We start from the raw sequence: 16,286 nt of genomic DNA, 5'->3' as shown, positions 1-16,286 counted from the left end.
GCATCCCCGAGGTCGGAGCGCTGTCAGGCGCGGATGGAGCACGCATGGTCGAGGTCCGCAGGGTCAAGCTGCCCGGTGTCGGCGTTCTGCACACCTTCCTGACCGCGGACGGCGGCAAGGTCGGCGTGATCGCGCACCGCTCCGGTCACAGCGACCTCATCACCTTCGCCGAGGGCGATCAGGACGGCGCGAAGGTCTCGCTCCGCCTCAGCGACGACGAGGCGCACACCCTCGCCGAGCTGCTCGGCGGCACCCAGATCACCGAGTCGCTCACCGCGCTCGATCAGATCCCCGGCCTCTCGATCGACTGGTTCACCGTCGACTACGACGACCACATCGCGGGCCAGCAGCTCGGCAAGCCCGCCGACCGCGGCATCGTCGGCCTGACGGTCGTCGCCGTCGTGCGCGGCGACGCGGCGAACCCTGCTCCCGCCCCCGACTTCCGGGTGTTCCCCGGCGACACGCTCGTGGTCGCCGGCAGCCCCGAGAAGGTCGCCAAGGCCTTCGCGTTCTTCCGTTCCGGCGTCTTCGCCAAGGCTCCCGAGACGCCGCCCGGAGCCTGAGGATGCACCACGGCGAAGACCTCATCGTCCTCGGTGTCCTGTTCGTCGTCGCCTACGTCCTCGGGCGACTGGGGCGCACGATCGGCCTCCCGGCCATCCCGATCTACATGGTCGTCGGCCTGCTGGCGAGCCCGAACTTCCACCTGTTCCCGCTGGACTTCGAGTCGTCCTACATCGAGCTGACGGCCGTCTTCGGGCTGATCCTGCTGCTGTTCAATCTCGGGCTGGAGTTCGACCAGGACGAGTTCTACGGCAACGCGGCGCGGCTGATCCTCTCCGGCGGCTCCTACATCGCCGTCAACATGGCCGTGGGGCTCGCCTTCGGCTTCCTGCTGGGCTGGGGGAGCCGCGAGGCGCTGATCATCGCGGGCATCACGGCGACGAGCTCGAGCGCGATCGTGACGAAGCTGCTGATCGAGCTCAAGCGCCTCGCGAATCCGGAGACGCCGATGATCCTCGGCGTGACCGTGGTCGAGGACATCTTCATCGCGGTGTACCTGGCGATCGTGTCGGTCGTGCTCTCGGGCGAGACCGAGCCGTGGCCGGTCGTGCTGAAGCTCGTGATCGCCTTCGCGTTCCTCGTGGTGATGTTCGCGATCGCCCGCTGGGGCGGCCGCGTGGTGTCGCGGTTCTTCCGGACCCGGGACGACGAGCTCTTCACGATCCTGTTCTTCGGACTCGCGATCCTCTTCGGCGGCATCGGCGAGGTGCTCGGCGTCACCGACGCCATCGGCGCGTTCCTCATCGGCCTCGTGATCGGCGCCACCCGATTCCGCGCGCGGGTCGAGCGGATCGCGATCCCGCTCCGCGACGTCTTCGGCGCCTTCTTCTTCGTCAACTTCGGTCTCGGCCTCGACCCCGGGGCCTTCCCCGACGTGGTGCTGCCGGTCGTCGCGGCCTCGGTCATGACGATCGTGCTGAACCTCGGCGCCGGCCAGTTCGTCGCCTGGCTGAACAAGCTCGGTCCGCGGGCCGGGCTGAACGCGGCGTTCATCCTGCACAACCGCGGCGAGTTCGCGCTCATCCTCGCGACGCTCTCGCTCTCGGCGGGGCTCGACGAGCGGATCCAGCCCTTCGCCGGCCTCTACGTCCTGGTGATGGCGATCGTCGGCCCGATCCTGGCCTCGCGGTCCGAGAGCATCGGGCAGTTCCTCTCCCGGCGGCGGCACCGCCCTGCGCCGAGCGCCCGCGGCGCGATGGCGGAGGAGGACTTCGCCCTGGTCGAGGCGGCGATGGCCGACGGGGCGCCGGAGGAGCGCCCGCAGATCGAGACCGCGGAGACGCCGGTCGCCGAGCCGACGCCGCGCCCGCGCCGCCCGGTCGAGCCGGACGAGCTGGACGACGAGTTCCCCGATCCGATGCGGCAGGCCCTGATCGACCAGGCGATGCAGCAGTCGGACGGGATCGACTCCGACCGCCCGCGGCGCCCGCGCGAGCCCGACTACTGATCCGTGGACTCCGGTCTCCTTCGCGGAGTCACCGTGGACGGCGGAAAGTCCCATGCTGATCGAGTAGGCCGCGGCGCGCGGCGTATCGAGATCCACCGCAGTCGGGAGGTCGAGTCTGCAGGCCCGCCGTGCTCATGACGGTGGGTCTCGATACGCCCCTGCGGGGCTGCTCGACCAGCAGGGGGTCCTGCGGGGCTGCTCGACCAGCAGGAGGGGCAGCGATCCGAGGGTCCTCCCACCCTGGTTGGCTAGGCTTCTCGGGTCCGTCGTCGCCGAGCGGATCCGCCCCCGAACGAGGAACGCATGACGCAGAGCGCCCCGACGCAGAGCACGGTCTGGCAGGTCGCCCGGCGCCCGCGCTGGCTCGCCGCGCTGGTCCTGGCCCTCGTGATCGCGGGGCTCTTCGCCGCGCTCGGCCAGTGGCAGGTCGGCCGGGCGGTCGAGGCCGCCGCGCCCGACTCCGGGATCTCCGAGACCGTGCTGCCGCTGGACGAGGTCGCGGCGCCGTCGCGCCCGATCACGGCGACGGCGGACGGCCAGCGCGTCGAGGGCGCGTCCGATCTCGTCCCGGGCGGAGCCGAGATCCTCGGCGGCCGGCTGAACGCCGAGGAGCCCGGCTGGTGGGTCATCGCGCGCACCCGCGCGGCGACCGCCGACCTCGTGGTCGCCTACGGCTGGACCGCGGACCGCGCGCAGGCGCAGGCCGTCGCGGACCGCTTGAACGACGGCGCCGAGGCGGCGCCGGCCGCGTTCACCGGCCGCCTCGTCGCGAACGAGGCCGCCGAGGTCCCGGCCGAGGGCACCGACCCGATGACGCTCACCGCGCTCTCGATCCCCGCGCTGATCAACCGCTGGCCCGACCCGCCGCAGGACGTCTACCAGGGCTACGTCGTCCTCGACCAGCCCGTCGCCGGCCTCGAGGCGATCGACTCGCCGGCCCGCGTCACGGACGTCTCGCTCAACTGGCTCAACGTCTTCTACGCGATCGAGTGGGTCGTCTTCGCCGGCTTCGCGCTCTACCTCTGGTACCGCCTCGTCCGCGACGCCTGGGAGCGCGAGACGGAGGAGGCGCTCGAGGCCGCCGAGGCCGCGCAGGGCCCGGTCGGCTCCCGCGCCCCGTAAACTGGACCCCATGCCCCTCGAGCCCAAGCCCGCGCAGTTCCCTGCGATCAGGAGCGCGCTGCGCTTCTACCGGGTGACCTCGATCATCACCGGCGTGATGCTGCTGCTGCTCTGCGCCGAGATGCTGCTGAAGTACGTGTTCCACCTCGAGCTGTTCGTCTTCGGGCAGCAGGGCATCGCCCACTTCGCCCCGATGTACGAGGTGCCGGGCGGCGAGTGGAAGTCGAGCGGGACGGGCGCGAACCTGTCCACCGGCATCCTCATCGCGCACGGCTGGTTCTACGTCGTCTACCTCTTCGCCGACTTCCGCCTGTGGAGCCTGATGCGCTGGCCGTTCTCGCGGTTCGTGCTCATCGCGCTCGGCGGCGTGATCCCGACCCTGTCCTTCTTCGTCGAGACCCGCATCGCCCGCGAGGTCGAGCAGTACCTCGAGCGGCGCACCGCCGCACTCGATCCGACGACCCCGACCGACTCCGTGGAGGCCCCCCATCAGTGAGCAGTCCGGCACCAGCGCGCCCCAGTCCGGCGCGCAGCCGCATCTCGCCGCCCAGCCCGTGCTCGTCGTCGACTTCGGCGCGCAGTACGCGCAGCTGATCGCGCGGCGCGTCCGCGAGGCGAACGTGTACTCCGAGATCGTCCCGTCGAACACGACGGCCGCCGAGATCGCCGCGAAGTCGCCCGTCGGCATCATCCTCTCCGGCGGGCCCTCGAGCGTCTACGAGGAGGGGGCGCCGCAGCTCGACCCCGCCATCTTCGACCTCGGGATCCCCGTGCTGGGCATCTGCTACGGCTTCCAGGTGATGGCGAAGTCGCTCGGCGGCGAGGTCGCGAACACCGGCCTCCGCGAGTACGGCGCGACCGACGCGTCCGTGTCGGCGGACGGCGGCGTGCTCCTCGGCGACCAGCCCGTCGACCAGACCGTGTGGATGAGCCACGGCGACCAGGTCTCGAAGGCCCCCGCCGGCTTCGACGTCCTCGCCTCGACCGGCTCGACCGCGGTCGCGGCGTTCGGCAGCGACGAGCGCCGCCTCTACGGTGTGCAGTGGCACCCGGAGGTCAAGCACTCGGCGCACGGCCAGGCCGTGATCGAGAACTTCCTGCACCGCGCCGCCGGCATCCCCGCCGACTGGAACTCCTCGAACGTCATCGACGACCAGGTCGCGCTGATCCGCGAGCAGGTCGGCACCGGCCGTGTGATCTGCGGGCTGTCCGGCGGCGTCGACTCCGCCGTGGCCGCGGCGATCGTGCACCGCGCGGTCGGCGACCAGCTGGTCTGCGTCTTCGTCGATCACGGCCTGCTGCGCAAGGACGAGCGCCGCCAGGTGGAGGAGGACTACGTCGCCGCCACCGGCGTCCGCCTGGTCACCGTCGACGCGCGCGAGCAGTTCCTCGACGCGCTCGCCGGCGTCAGCGACCCCGAGCAGAAGCGCAAGATCATCGGCCGCGAGTTCATCCGCACCTTCGAGGGCGCCGCCGAGGCGCTCGTCCTCGAGGCGCAGGGCGAGGGCACGTCGATCGACTTCCTCGTGCAGGGCACGCTCTACCCCGACGTCGTCGAGTCGGGCGGCGGCACCGGCACCGCGAACATCAAGTCGCACCACAACGTGGGCGGCCTCCCCGAGGACCTGCAGTTCGCGCTCGTCGAGCCGCTGCGCACCCTCTTCAAGGACGAGGTGCGCGCCATCGGCCGCGAGCTCGGGCTGCCCGAGACCATCGTGGGCCGCCAGCCCTTCCCCGGCCCGGGCCTGGGCATCCGCATCGTCGGCGAGGTCACCCAGGAGCGGCTCGACCTGCTCCAGGAGGCGGACGCGATCGTCCGCGCCGAGCTCACCGCCGCCGGTCTCGACACCGAGATCTGGCAGTGCCCGGTTGTTCTGCTGGCCGACGTGCGCTCCGTCGGCGTGCAGGGCGACGGCCGCACCTACGGTCACCCGATCGTGCTGCGCCCCGTCTCCTCCGAGGACGCGATGACGGCCGACTGGACGCGACTGCCCTACGACCTGCTGGCCCGCATCTCGAACCGCATCACCAACGAGGTGAGCGGCGTGAACCGCGTCGTGCTCGATGTGACGTCCAAGCCCCCGGGAACCATCGAATGGGAGTAGCCGCGACCGCGGTATGAGAACGGGCCTCCGCAGGGGGCCCGTTCCTCGTTGGGGGCGCGCGGTCCGATTCGCAGGTGATCCCGGCGGGAGAGCGTGCTCATCCGCGTCGGGCGCAGCGGAGCGGCCGGATCGCCTGCAGATCGGACGGTAGCCGGATCGCATGCAGACCGGACGGGGGCGGGCCGGACTCGAGGGTCAGACAGGCGTGTCGAGGACGCCGACGAAGCGGGTGCCGATGCCGTCGTACTCGTCGCGGCGCCGGCCCTCGGGATGGTGCGGCCACTCGTCGGGGGAGTGGTCCTCGCAGACGAGGAAGGTGAACTCGGGCCACCACTTCTTCGGCCGGGCGGCCTCGGAGCGGCCGCAGATCGCGCACTCGAGGGTCACCCAGACCGGGCGCTTCCCCGTGCGGTTCTCCCGCGACTGCGCGAGCCAGGCCGGCGGGTCCTGCTCGAGGGCGACGACCTCCTCCTCGGAGAGCCGGGTGGGCAGCCCGTGCCGCGTCGCCATCTCGACGGGGATGTCGAGGCGCTGGGCGGCCTCACGTCGCGTGATCATCGGATCACCCTAGCCGAGCACCGGCTGCGCAGCCCGGGTCTGCGGGCGGAGCGAGGCCCGCGCGATCAGCCACTCGAGCGGCCCCTGCCCGACGAAGCGGCGCCAGAGCAGCGCGCCCAGGACGGAGGCGACGACGAAGGACGCGAGCAGCGTCCAGCTCTGCCAGGCGGCGAAGTCGAAGGGCTCGTACGGGGTCAGGTAGACGGCCAGGGCGACGAGCTGCACGGAGTAGATCGTCAGCGGCATCGCCCCCACCGCGGCCAGCGGCGCGGTGACGGTGCGGACGACGGCCAGGCGCTGCGCGAGAGCGGTGAGCGCTCCGATCGCGATCGCCGCGATGCCGCCGGCGCCGACGATCTCGGCGGTCGTGCTCGAGTGCGCCTCGACGGCGACCGGTCCGCCGAGGGCGAGCCCGATGCCGTAGCCGAGCGGTGCGGCGACGGCGCCGCCGATCACCAGCCAGCGCTGGGTGGTGGGCGAGCGGATGTCGCAGCGCGCGATCAGCAGTCCGAGCATCACGTAGGCGAGCCAGGAGGGGACGGGGTAGTACTCCGTCAGCCAGGTGAGCGGCATCCGCGCGAGCAGGGCGTCCGCGGGGGAGAGCGTCGCGATCCAGTCGTTCCCGGCCACGACGATCCGGTCGACGACGAGCGGTCCGCCCACCGCGAAGACCACGGCGAGGACGGCGAGCACCGCGCGCGGCAGGAGCATCAGGAGGGCCGCGACGGCGAACATCAGGCCGTAGTGCGGCAGGATCACCGCGATCGGCGTGCCGAGCAGATTCAGCCCCGCGCCGATCACGAGGAGGTACAGACCGCGCAGGAGGATCGAGGCGGTGTCGCGGAGCGGGCGGGTCGAGCGCCCGGCACCGCCGGACATCAGGCCGATCGAGACGCCGGCGAGCACGGCGAAGAGGACGGAGCTGCGGCCGTCCCAGGCCGCCTCCTGCTCGAGCGGGGCGAGGTGCGCCGCGAACATGCCGAGCACGGCGAGTCCACGGGCCACGTCGAGGCCGACGACGCGGGTCGGTGCATCGGCCATCATTCCTCCATCGTGTCAGCCGGAGTCGAGCGGACGGTGAGTGGCCGCGGAACGACGAACGGGCGCCCGACCGGTGAGGTCGAGCGCCCGTCGAGGCCGATCGCGTCCGGATCGCTCCGGTCGATCGAGTGCGAGGACTACTGGCGGAAGATCGAGATCAGTCGCAGCAGCTCGAGGTACATCCAGACGACGGTGACGAGGATGCCGTAGGCGCCCGTCCAGCCGTAGATGCGCGGGGCGCCGTTGCGGACGCCCTGCTGGATGAACTCGAAGTCCATCACGAGGGAGTAGGTGGCGAGCGCGATGGCGATGAGGCCGATCACGATGCCGATGAAGCCGGTGCGCAGACCGAAGCCGCCGCCGACGCCGAACAGGCCGAGGCCGAGGTTCACCAGCGAGAAGACCGCGTAGCTGATCATGCCGATGAAGAAGATCTTGTTCAGCTTCGGCGAGGTGCGGATCTTGCCGTTCATGAACAGCGCCAGGGTGACGCCGATCACGACGACGGTCGCGAGCAGGGCCTGAACGACCGCGCCCTCGTAGGCGCTCTCGAAGAAGCGCGAGATCGCTCCGACGCCGACGCCCTGGAAGGCGGCGTAGCCGAGGATCAGGCCCGGCGACGGGACCTTCTTGAACGCGTTGACGATGCCGAGGACCAGTGCCACGAGCACGGCGGGGAGCATCAGGCCGGGGACGAACCAGCCCACCGCGGCACCCGCGAGGAGCACGACGAAGGCGAGGGCCGTCTTCGCGAGGGTGTCCTCGACGGTCATCCGGTTGGTGTCGGCCGAGCCCGCGGCCGGACGGTTGTACATCTGGTCGAGCGTGCCGGGCGACACGTCCGGGACGTCCTGCACGCGGCCGGCGTAGCCCCGGTTGCTGAACTCCGGACGACCGAACGCCGGGTTGTTGCTTGCCATGGTTCCTCTTCTCTCAGGTGCGCTGGGCGGTGACGGACACGTCCGACGGGACTCGCGGATCTGAGTCGCTGTGATTGCGGGAGCCGCCGGGGACCTCTCGGACCTCGGGCGGTGCGTCCACAGTATCTGAGAACATCTCTCAGAGTCTGGCTATTCCCTTCTCGGGAGCCGAGGTTCCGCCCGGAGTCGTCGGTCGCCGCCCGTAGTATCGCCGCATGCCGACCTCCGCTCCGCTCGTCATCGGCCACCGCGGCGCGAGCGGCTACCGCCCCGAGCACACGCGCTCCGCCTACGAGCTGGCCGTCGCGCTCGGCGCCGACGCGGTGGAGCCGGATCTCGTGGCCTCCCGCGACGGCGTCCTGGTGCTCCGGCACGAGAACGAGATCTCCGGCACGACTGACGTGGCACGTCGCCCCGAGTTCGCGGAACGTCGTACGACGAAGCGCGTCGACGGCAAGGAGATCTCCGGCTGGTTCACCGAGGACTTCACCTGGGCCGAGCTGTCGACGCTCCGGGCCCGCGAGCGGCTGCCGGCGGTGCGCGCCTCCAGCGCCACCTTCGACGGCCAGTTCCCGATCCTGCGCTTCAGCGATCTGCTCGCCCTGCTCGACCGGGCGGGGGAGGACGCACCGCAGTCGCCGCCGGGGCTGGTCGCCGAGATCAAGCACGCGACGTACTTCGACGCGCTCGGGCTGCCGCTCGACGTGCTCCTCGAGCAGGAGCTCGCGGCGGCGGGCTGGGCGCGGACCGACCCGCGGCTGACGATCGAGAGCTTCGAGAAGACCGTCCTCGAGCGCCTCGCCGTCCGCGGGGTGGGGACGCGGCGCGTCTACCTGATCGAGTCGCGCGGGACGCCGCCGGACCTCGTCGCCGCGCACGGCTCGAGGGCGACGCCCTACGCCGACTTCGTCACCCCCGCCGGGCTGCGCGGCCTGGCCGGGACGGTCGACGGCGTGAGCGTCGACAAGAGCATGCTCTTCAGCCGGGACGGCGCGGGGCGCGCGACCGGGACGAACTCCCTGGTCGCGGACGCGCACGCGGTCGGCCTGCAGGTCTACACCTGGACGCTCCGGGCCGAGAACCGCTTCCTCGAGAAGGTGCATCGGATCGGCCGCGAGCCGGAGGCGTACGGGGCGTGGCAGGACGAGTTCCGGGCGATCCTGCGCACCGGGATCGACGGCGTCTTCGCCGACCAGCCTGACCTGGCGATCGAGGCGCGCGCCGCCGAGGACGAGGCCTGGGCGGGGCCGACCGGCTGACGCGTCCCCGCCCGCTCCGGCGCGTGCGGAGCGAACCGGGAGCAACCGCTGGCATCATCGGCGCACGTGCTCGCGTCCGGGCGGCTCCTCGCGACGCGGCGTCCGTCGGCTCCGACCGTCGTCCCCGCTCCGTGCCGCCGCCCGCCGTCACCGCTGTCCGCCACCGACCCCGACCCGCCGAGAGGAGTCCGACCGTGAAGACCCGCGCCCGCATCACCCGCCGCTGGATCAGCTTCGCCGTGCTCGCGGCTCTCGGCGTCGCCGCGGTGTACTGGCTCGCCGTGCTGACCCCGCAGGGCCAGGCGGCCGAGAACTCCGGGCTCCGGGGCGCCGACCTCGTCTTCGGCCGCGCGACCGGGACGGCCGCGGGGGCGCTCGCCGACGTGACTCCGGTGTCGATGATCGGCGGAGCGCTGCTGGTCGCCGCGATCGCGCTGATCCGCCGGCGGCCGGCGCTGGCGCTGGCGTCCGTCGGCTCCATCGTCGTCACGGCGGGGCTGACGCAGCTGCTGAAGAACGTGGTGCTCGAGCGGCCGCTGCTCGTCGAGACCGACTCCTGGTACACCGGCGGCAGCTTCCCGAGCGGGCACACGGCGGCGGCGGTCTCCGTGGTGTTCGCCCTGGCGATGGTCGTCCCGGGGCGCGGGCGCACGGTCGTGCTGGCGATCGGCGGCGCCGTGGTGGTCCTGGTCGGGAACCTGACGATGGCGGCCTCCTGGCACCGCGCGAGCGACGTGCTGGGCGCCGACCTGGTCGCGCTCGCCTCCGCCTCGCTCGCCTGCGCCTGGCTCTCGACGCGCGCGCAGGTGGGCCGGGCGCCGCGGAAGCCGCCGCGCCGGGCGGTGCTCCGGGTGCTGCTCGTCTGCTCGATCGTGCTGGTGCTGACGCTGGCGGCGCTCGCCGTGCAGGGCATCCAGTACTACCCGGACGACACGAAGGACCTCGTCGCGTTCGGGCTGCTCCAGGTGCTCGCGGTGGCGACCTCGACGGTCGCGGTGGTGGGCTTCGCGCTGGCCTGGCGCGGGCTCGACATCGGCGGTCCGCTCGCCGCCCCGGCGCGGCGGCAGCGCACCGCCTAGAGCCGGGCCTCGCGAGCGGGCCGCATCCCGCGCCGGGTGTCGGAGGGGCGATCTACACTCGGAGGGACATGAGCCTCCTCTTCGATCCGAGCGATTCCCGCGCCACCCCGGTCATCGTCGGCGCGCCCGGCGGGCCCTCCGACGACTCCGCGCGCACCGACCCCGCGCACGAGCGGCTGGTGGCCGGGCTGAACCCGCAGCAGCGCGAGGCGGTCGAGTACCGCGGCGACGCGCTGCTCATCGTGGCCGGCGCGGGGTCGGGCAAGACGAGCGTGCTCACCCGGCGCATCGCGAGCCTGCTCGGCAGCGGGGAGGCGTGGCCGAGCCAGATCCTCGCGATCACCTTCACCAACAAGGCGGCCGCCGAGATGCGCGAGCGCGTCGAGAAGATCGTCGGCCAGGCGGCCGAGGGGATGTGGATCTCGACCTTCCACTCCGCCTGCGTGCGGATCCTGCGCCGCGAGGCCGAGAACTTCGGGATGACCTCGTCGTTCACCATCTACGACTCGGGCGACCAGCGCGCGCTGCTCAAGCGGATCGTGAAGGACCTCGAGGCGGACTCGCTCGGGATCACGGTCGCGAGCGCCTCGGCGAAGATCTCGAAGCTCAAGAACGAGCTCGCCGACGTCGACTCCTACGCCCGCACCGCGAACATGAGCGACCCGAACGAGGAGATGTTCCTCCAGGTCTTCCGCGCCTACTCGCGCGCGCTCGAGAGCGCGAACGCCTTCGACTTCGACGACCTGATCGCGCAGACGGTCTACCTCTTCCGCGCCTTCCCGCACGTCGCGGCGAAGTATCAGCGCCGGTTCCGGCACGTGATGGTCGACGAGTACCAGGACACGAACCACGCGCAGTACTCGCTGATCCACGAGCTGACCCGGCCCGTCCCGCCGGCCACGATCGCGGCGGCCGCCTTCGACCGGCCCTACCGCGGCCCGGTGACGGCCGACGGCTCGATCCCCGGGGCCTCGCTCACGGTCGTGGGCGACTCCGACCAGTCGATCTACGCGTTCCGCGGGGCGGACATCCGCAACATCGTCGAGTTCGAGCGCGACTTCCCGGGCTGCCGGGTCATCCTGCTCGAGCAGAACTACCGCTCGACGCAGAACATCCTCTCGGCCGCGAACGCCGTCATCTCGAACAACTTCGACCGCCGGGCGAAGAACCTCTGGTCCGCCAGCGGCGAGGGCGAGAAGATCATCGGCTACACGGGGTACTCGGGTCACGACGAGGCGCAGTTCGTCGTCGACGAGATCGCGCGGATCCACGCGGCCGGCACCGGGTACGACGAGATCGCGGTGTTCTACCGCACCAACGCGCAGACCCGCGCGCTGGAGGAGATCTTCATCCGCTCGGCGCTGCCGTACCGCATCCTCGGCGGGACCAAGTTCTACGAGCGCGCCGAGATCAAGGACGCGCTCGCCTATCTGATCACCGTCGCGAACCCGGCCGACGTGCTCGCGCTCCGGCGCATCATGAACACGCCCAAGCGCGGCATCGGCCCGGCGACCGAGGCGCAGCTGCAGTCCTTCGCGGACACCAACGGGGTGACGCTGCGCGAGGCGATGCGGAACGCCGGGTCGCTCGGCATGGGGCCCAAGGTGACGAAGGCGATCGTCGACCTCGCGACGCTGCTCGACGAGTGCGCGCTGATGCTCGACCCGGCGCGGCCCGAGGGCGAGGCGAAGGTGCACGAGGTGCTGACGGCGCTGCTCACGCGCAGCGGCTACATCGACATGCTCCGCGCCAGCCGCGACCCGCAGGACGAGGCGCGGGCCGAGAACGTCGACGAGCTGATCGCCGTGACGAAGGAGTTCGCCCGGAACAACCCCGACGGCGGCCTGGTCGACTTCCTGACCGAGGTGTCGCTCGTCGCGGCGGCGGACGACCTCGACGACGACTCCGGCACCGTGTCGCTGATGACGCTGCACACCGCGAAGGGGCTGGAGTACGACGCGGTGTTCCTCACCGGCATCGAGGAGGACCTCCTCCCGCACCGCATCTCGGCGAACGAGCCGGGCGGCCCCGCGGAGGAGCGGCGGCTGTTCTACGTCGGCATCACCCGGGCGCGCAAGCGCCTCTACCTGTCCCTCGCGATGACCCGGGCGCAGTACGGCGAGACCTCGGTGGCGATGCCGAGCCGGTTCCTCCAGGAGATCCCGGCCGAGCTGATCCAGTGGCGCCAGTCGCCGGGCGCCGCGACCTCGCGCGGCGGCACGCAGCCGCGGGCGCTCAATGCCCAGCGCCCCGGCTTCGGCCGCTCGAAGGCGAACACCGAGTTCCGCCAGGCGCTCGCCGCGGCGCCGAAGGCGAAGGGCGAGTTCCCCAATCGGATCACCGGGATGGTGCGCGACAACGGCGACCTCGAGCTGATCGCGGGCGACCGGATCCGGCACACCGACTTCGGCGAGGGACGCGTGAACGCGGTCACCGGCGAGGGCAGCAAGCGGGTCGCGCACGTGCTCTTCGACCAGGTCGGCGCCAAGAAGCTGCTGATCAAGGTCGCGCCCATCGAGAAGCTCTGAGCCGGTCGTGTCTGAGCCGTACGTGTCCGAGTCGCTCGTGAGTGAGCCGTTCGTGTCCGAGTCGCTCGTGAGTGAGCCGCTCGAGTGGTCGTGAGCCGGTCGAGAGCGCCTGAGGCGGGCGCGGCGGGCTGGCGCGGACCGATCGCGGCGCGGGTGGCGACGGAGGCGTTCGCGCCGCCGGTGCTGGCGATGGTGGTGCCGCTGATCGTCGGCGCCCGGGTCGCGGACCCTCCGTTGCTCGGCGTGGCCTGGGGCGCGCTCGCGGCGCTCTTCGTCGGGGTGCTGCCGTACCTCGTGGTCCGGCTGCTGATGCGCGCGGGGCGGATCCGCGGCGATCACCACGTGCCGGACCGGCGCGAGCGGGCGCTGCCGATCGGGCTCGCGCTGGTCTCGATCGTCGTCGGGCTCGTGCTGCTCGCGGTGCTCGGGGCGCCGCGGGCGGTCACGACCTTCGGCGTCGTCACGGTGGCGGTGCTCGTCGTGATCGGCCTGGTCAACCTCGGCTGGAAGCTGTCGGGGCACGCGGCCGTCGTCGCGACCTGCGCCGTGGTGGTGCTGATCGCCTACGGACCGTGGTCGCTCCTGATCACCGTGCCGATCGCGCTCTGGACCGGCTGGTCACGGGTGCGCCTCGGCGCGCACACGCCCGCGCAGGTGACCGCGGGCGCCCTCGTCGGCGGCGTGCTCGCCTCCGTCGTCTGGTCCCTGCTGGGCTGACCCGCCTCCGCGAGATGCCACTTGTGCACGCCTTCCACGGCGTGTCGCGTGCACAAGTGGCATCTCGCGGGAGGGAAGGCTAGGCGTCGCAGGCGATGCCGTCGCCGTCGTTGTCGAGGTCGTAGTCGTCGGGGCCGACGACCGTCACCGGGCCCAGGATGTAGACGGGGCCGTTGCCGCTGCCGGCGGCGCAGTCGCCGTCGGAGGCGATCGGGACGCACTCGCCGGCGTAGCTGGAGTGGCAGCCGGCGCCGGCCGGCTCGGCGACCGGCGCGGGGGCCGGCACCAGCGTGCCCACGCGGGTGACGTCGTCGACCGGGGGCGTGGTGACCGACTCCGACAGCTGCGAGCGGGAGACCTCGGCACCGTCGTGCTTCACGACCTCGACGGTGCGGGTGAGCACGCCGTCGACGCCGGCGATCACGGTGCTCGTGCCCTGGGCCGCGCCCGGGTCGTCCTCGGTGCGCGAGGAGCGGGGGATCGCGACGGTCTCGGTCACCGTCTCGGTCGTGATCACGACCGTCCGCGTCGGCGTCGGCGTCGGCGTCGGCGTGGTCGTGCGAGTCGGTGCGGCGGCAAAGGACGCCGGGCTCTCGGTGCCGGACGCCACGGCCTGCTCGTCGGCCGGTGCCGGCGCGGTCGTGGATCCGAGCGCCGAGGTGCTCAGGACGAGGACGAGCATCGCGGCGGCTCCCGTCATCGCCGACGCTCGGCGGCGACGCGGCAGTCCGAGCCAGGTCGGCCGACGCAGGAGCACGCCGTAGGCGGCCGTGATCAGCACGACGAGGGCGACCATGATCAGCGCCGACCAGGGCCCTCCCGTCAGCCAGGCGACGAGGGCGAGAAAGGCGGTGATGCCGCCGACGACCCACTGCAGCGGGGTGAGGCGGAGACGGGTGAGCCTGAGCGACCCCGCCCGCAGCGGCCGGCGCCCGGAGGGGCTGCGGTCAGCGGCGCTGACATCGGCGGGCCGGCTGTCCTGGACCCTGCGTGCGAAAGGACGCGGAGCGGGCCGCCGATCTGCGGAGCGGCGGTTGCGTCGAGCGCGGTCCGGCAGATCGGGCGGGGAGTGGTGCGGGCGGGAGCTCATCGACGGTTCTTCCTGGTGGCGCGGCGGGACGCCTCAGCATGCCTCACCCGCGCCCTCCCCCGTGTCCCCCTAACAGGGCTGACCCTCCTGCTCGCCCGCCCGTTCCCCCGCCGCGAGATGCCACTTGTGCGCGCGACACGCCGTGTCGGGCGTGCACAAGTGGCATCTCGCGGAGGAGGGGACGAGCGAGCAGGGCGTCAGGAGTACTGGGCGACGAGCTCGCGCTTCAGGACCTTGCCGCTGGGGCCGAGGGGGAGCGCCTCGACGAGCTCGATGCGGCGGGGGAACTTGAAGGCGGCGAGGTGCTCGTTCGCGTACGCGATCAGCTCCTCCGCGGTCGCCGAGGCCGACGGCAGCAGCACCACGGCGGCCATGATCTCCTGGCCGTGCTTCTCGTCGGCGACGCCGAAGACGGCGGCGTTCGCGACGTCCGGGTGCCCGATCAGGACCTCCTCGACCTCGCGCGGGTACACGTTGTAGCCGTTGCGGATGATCATGTCCTTGGTCCGGTCGAGGATGCGGATGTAGTCCTCGTCGTCCTTGGTGCCGAGGTCGCCGGTGCGGAACCAGCCGTCGACGACCGCCGCGGCCGAGGCCTCCGGGTTGCCGAGGTAGCCCTTCATCAGGTTGTGGCCGCGGACCACGATCTCGCCCAGCTCGCCGCGAGGGAGCAGCTCGATCCGGTCGGCGAGATCGGGCCGGGCGACCTCGACGTCCACACCCCAGATCGGCGTGCCGACGGTGCCGGCGCGCGGCGGGACGCCGACGTGGTTGAAGGTCGCGACGGGGGAGGTCTCGGTCAGGCCGTAGCCCTCGTAGATCTCGACGCCGAACACCTCGCGGAAGCGCTCGATCACCGCGACCGGCAGCGCGGCGCCTCCCGAGACCGCGTAGCGCAGCGGCGGTCGGTCCGCCCGGCGGGACGCGGCGTCCAGGAGCGCCACGTACATCGTCGGGACGCCCTCGAACACGGTGCAGCCGTGCGCGATCATCGCCTCCAGTGCCGCGTCGCCGTCGAACTTCGGCACGAGCACCACGGTCGCCGCCGTGCGGAACGCGGTGTTCATCGCGCAGACCTGGCCGAAGGTGTGGAAGAGCGGCAGCGCTCCGAGCACCACGTCGCCCTGGTGCAGATCGAAGGTGTTCATCAGGAGCACGTCGGACTGCGAGACGATCGCGAGATGCGTCCCCTCCGCTCCCTTCGGACGCCCGGTGGTGCCGCTGGTGTAGAGGATCGTGGCCGTGTCGAACGGCGAGCGCGGCACGTAGGTGTCGATCGGCGTCGCCGTCGCGGCGAGGTCCTCGAGCCGCGGGAAGGGGCTCTCTGTGCCGTCGGGCACGAGGACGCTCAGCACGGGGACGCCGGCGAGGGCCGCTCCGGCGGCGCCCTCGGCGAGCAGCGGGGCGGCGCAGATCAGCGCGGTCGCCCCGGAGTCGCGGAGGACGTAGGCGATCTCGTCGTGCTTGAGCAGCGCGTGCACCGGCACGACGACCGCGCCGAGGGCGAGGACGGCGAAGTAGCCGCGCGGGAAGTCGGGGACGTTGGGGATCAGCAGCGCCACCCGGTCGCCCGGCCCGACGCCCTGGGCGTGCAGGGCGCCGGCGTAGGCGCGGGTCTGGTCCCAGAGGGTGCGGTAGTCGAGGGCGAGCGGGCCCACCCGGACCGCGACCGTCGTCGGCGTGCGGCGCGCCGCCTCCGCCAGGATCGCCGCGACCGAGACGCTGCCGTACCCGGTCGCGGGCGGGGGTGCGGCGGGTGCCTCGGCGGTCCGCGGTTCGGTGATGCTCATCGGGGGCTCCAGTCGTCGTTGACCGCCACGGCGCTGTGCCGGGTGCTCCACACGGTAGATCCGGCG

Annotated in this window: 14 protein-coding genes; 9 read left to right on the top strand and 5 right to left on the bottom strand. The window is 72.2% G+C overall.

Features of this window, described 5'->3' with window-relative positions:
• Nucleotides 1-44: 44 nt before the first annotated feature.
• The 5 genes from HQQ82_RS06125 (at nucleotide 45) to guaA (ending at nucleotide 5,238) form a co-directional block, all read left to right on the top strand.
• Nucleotides 45-563, top strand: a complete 519-nt coding sequence (locus tag HQQ82_RS06125) for a cation:proton antiporter regulatory subunit (RefSeq protein WP_123445096.1) — start codon at nucleotides 45-47, stop codon at nucleotides 561-563.
• A 2-nt stretch (nucleotides 564-565) separates the two neighbouring features.
• Nucleotides 566-2,011 (top strand): cation:proton antiporter, encoded by a 1,446-nt coding sequence (locus tag HQQ82_RS06120; protein ID WP_173232104.1) that lies wholly within the window; start codon nucleotides 566-568, stop codon nucleotides 2,009-2,011.
• 303 nt (nucleotides 2,012-2,314) lie between these two features.
• Nucleotides 2,315-3,133, top strand: coding sequence for an SURF1 family cytochrome oxidase biogenesis protein (locus tag HQQ82_RS06115; protein ID WP_173232103.1), 819 nt, complete (start codon nucleotides 2,315-2,317; stop codon nucleotides 3,131-3,133).
• A 10-nt stretch (nucleotides 3,134-3,143) separates the two neighbouring features.
• Nucleotides 3,144-3,629 (top strand): DUF3817 domain-containing protein, encoded by a 486-nt coding sequence (locus tag HQQ82_RS06110; protein WP_173232102.1) that lies wholly within the window; start codon nucleotides 3,144-3,146, stop codon nucleotides 3,627-3,629.
• Between the two features lie 58 nt (nucleotides 3,630-3,687).
• Nucleotides 3,688-5,238, top strand: coding sequence for a glutamine-hydrolyzing GMP synthase (guaA, locus tag HQQ82_RS06105; RefSeq protein ID WP_173232101.1), 1,551 nt, complete (start codon nucleotides 3,688-3,690; stop codon nucleotides 5,236-5,238).
• Between the two features lie 195 nt (nucleotides 5,239-5,433).
• Here guaA and HQQ82_RS06100 read toward each other — a convergent pair whose 3' ends face one another.
• The 3 genes from HQQ82_RS06100 to HQQ82_RS06090 all read right to left on the bottom strand — a co-directional run bounded on the left by HQQ82_RS06100 (nucleotide 5,434) and on the right by HQQ82_RS06090 (nucleotide 7,757).
• Nucleotides 5,434-5,796, bottom strand: a complete 363-nt coding sequence (locus HQQ82_RS06100) for a hypothetical protein (RefSeq protein ID WP_173232100.1) — start codon at nucleotides 5,794-5,796, stop codon at nucleotides 5,434-5,436.
• 9 nt (nucleotides 5,797-5,805) lie between these two features.
• Nucleotides 5,806-6,837 (bottom strand): DUF418 domain-containing protein, encoded by a 1,032-nt coding sequence (locus HQQ82_RS06095; protein ID WP_173232099.1) that lies wholly within the window; start codon nucleotides 6,835-6,837, stop codon nucleotides 5,806-5,808.
• Between the two features lie 137 nt (nucleotides 6,838-6,974).
• Nucleotides 6,975-7,757: a Bax inhibitor-1/YccA family protein gene (locus HQQ82_RS06090; RefSeq protein ID WP_173232098.1), complete on the bottom strand. Its 783-nt coding sequence runs from the start codon at nucleotides 7,755-7,757 to the stop codon at nucleotides 6,975-6,977.
• 215 nt (nucleotides 7,758-7,972) lie between these two features.
• On the opposite strand from HQQ82_RS06090, the gene HQQ82_RS06085 reads away from it, so the two are divergent.
• The 4 genes from HQQ82_RS06085 to HQQ82_RS06070 all read left to right on the top strand — a co-directional run bounded on the left by HQQ82_RS06085 (nucleotide 7,973) and on the right by HQQ82_RS06070 (nucleotide 13,340).
• On the top strand, nucleotides 7,973-9,016 hold the full coding sequence (locus HQQ82_RS06085) for a glycerophosphodiester phosphodiesterase family protein (RefSeq protein ID WP_173232097.1): 1,044 nt from the start codon (nucleotides 7,973-7,975) through the stop codon (nucleotides 9,014-9,016).
• Nucleotides 9,017-9,210: 194 nt separating this feature from the next.
• Nucleotides 9,211-10,095 carry a phosphatase PAP2 family protein gene (locus HQQ82_RS06080; protein WP_173232096.1) on the top strand — a complete coding sequence of 295 codons (885 nt, stop codon included), beginning with the start codon at nucleotides 9,211-9,213 and terminating at the stop codon, nucleotides 10,093-10,095.
• A 68-nt stretch (nucleotides 10,096-10,163) separates the two neighbouring features.
• The gene (locus HQQ82_RS06075; protein WP_173232095.1) at nucleotides 10,164-12,623 is read left to right on the top strand and encodes an ATP-dependent helicase; all 2,460 of its coding nucleotides are present in this window, start codon (nucleotides 10,164-10,166) and stop codon (nucleotides 12,621-12,623) included.
• A gap of 90 nt (nucleotides 12,624-12,713) precedes the next feature.
• Nucleotides 12,714-13,340: a phosphatase PAP2 family protein gene (locus tag HQQ82_RS06070; RefSeq protein ID WP_173232094.1), complete on the top strand. Its 627-nt coding sequence runs from the start codon at nucleotides 12,714-12,716 to the stop codon at nucleotides 13,338-13,340.
• A 79-nt stretch (nucleotides 13,341-13,419) separates the two neighbouring features.
• Here the strand turns inward: HQQ82_RS06070 and HQQ82_RS06065 are convergent, their stop codons facing one another.
• Both HQQ82_RS06065 and HQQ82_RS06060 read right to left on the bottom strand, forming a co-directional pair.
• Nucleotides 13,420-14,430 (bottom strand): G5 domain-containing protein, encoded by a 1,011-nt coding sequence (locus tag HQQ82_RS06065; RefSeq protein WP_173232093.1) that lies wholly within the window; start codon nucleotides 14,428-14,430, stop codon nucleotides 13,420-13,422.
• A 197-nt stretch (nucleotides 14,431-14,627) separates the two neighbouring features.
• Nucleotides 14,628-16,220, bottom strand: a complete 1,593-nt coding sequence (locus tag HQQ82_RS06060; protein ID WP_173232092.1) for a long-chain fatty acid--CoA ligase — start codon at nucleotides 16,218-16,220, stop codon at nucleotides 14,628-14,630.
• Nucleotides 16,221-16,286 lie beyond the last annotated feature (66 nt).

The sequence above is a fragment of the Rathayibacter sp. VKM Ac-2856 genome, from assembly GCF_013205055.1.
Taxonomy (GTDB): Bacteria; Actinomycetota; Actinomycetes; order Actinomycetales; family Microbacteriaceae; genus Rathayibacter.
Note: the sequence above shows the minus strand (reverse complement) of the source record. Positions and strands in the feature narration are given on the sequence as shown.

Bases quoted from the DNA above. Each gene is read 5' to 3' on its own strand.
- HQQ82_RS06125 (WP_123445096.1), top strand. From the start codon at position 45: ATGGTCGAGGTCCGCAGGGTCAAGCTGCCCGGTGTCGGCGTTCTGCAC.
- HQQ82_RS06115 (WP_173232103.1), top strand. From the start codon at position 2,315: ATGACGCAGAGCGCCCCGACGCAGAGCACGGTCTGGCAGGTCGCCCGG.
- HQQ82_RS06110 (WP_173232102.1), top strand. From the start codon at position 3,144: ATGCCCCTCGAGCCCAAGCCCGCGCAGTTCCCTGCGATCAGGAGCGCG.
- HQQ82_RS06075 (WP_173232095.1), top strand. From the start codon at position 10,164: ATGAGCCTCCTCTTCGATCCGAGCGATTCCCGCGCCACCCCGGTCATC.
- HQQ82_RS06120 (WP_173232104.1), top strand. From the start codon at position 566: ATGCACCACGGCGAAGACCTCATCGTCCTCGGTGTCCTGTTCGTCGTC.
- HQQ82_RS06060 (WP_173232092.1), bottom strand. From the start codon at position 16,220: ATGAGCATCACCGAACCGCGGACCGCCGAGGCACCCGCCGCACCCCCG.
- HQQ82_RS06095 (WP_173232099.1), bottom strand. From the start codon at position 6,837: ATGGCCGATGCACCGACCCGCGTCGTCGGCCTCGACGTGGCCCGTGGA.
- HQQ82_RS06100 (WP_173232100.1), bottom strand. From the start codon at position 5,796: ATGATCACGCGACGTGAGGCCGCCCAGCGCCTCGACATCCCCGTCGAG.
- HQQ82_RS06065 (WP_173232093.1), bottom strand. From the start codon at position 14,430: ATGAGCTCCCGCCCGCACCACTCCCCGCCCGATCTGCCGGACCGCGCT.
- HQQ82_RS06090 (WP_173232098.1), bottom strand. From the start codon at position 7,757: ATGGCAAGCAACAACCCGGCGTTCGGTCGTCCGGAGTTCAGCAACCGG.
- HQQ82_RS06085 (WP_173232097.1), top strand. From the start codon at position 7,973: ATGCCGACCTCCGCTCCGCTCGTCATCGGCCACCGCGGCGCGAGCGGC.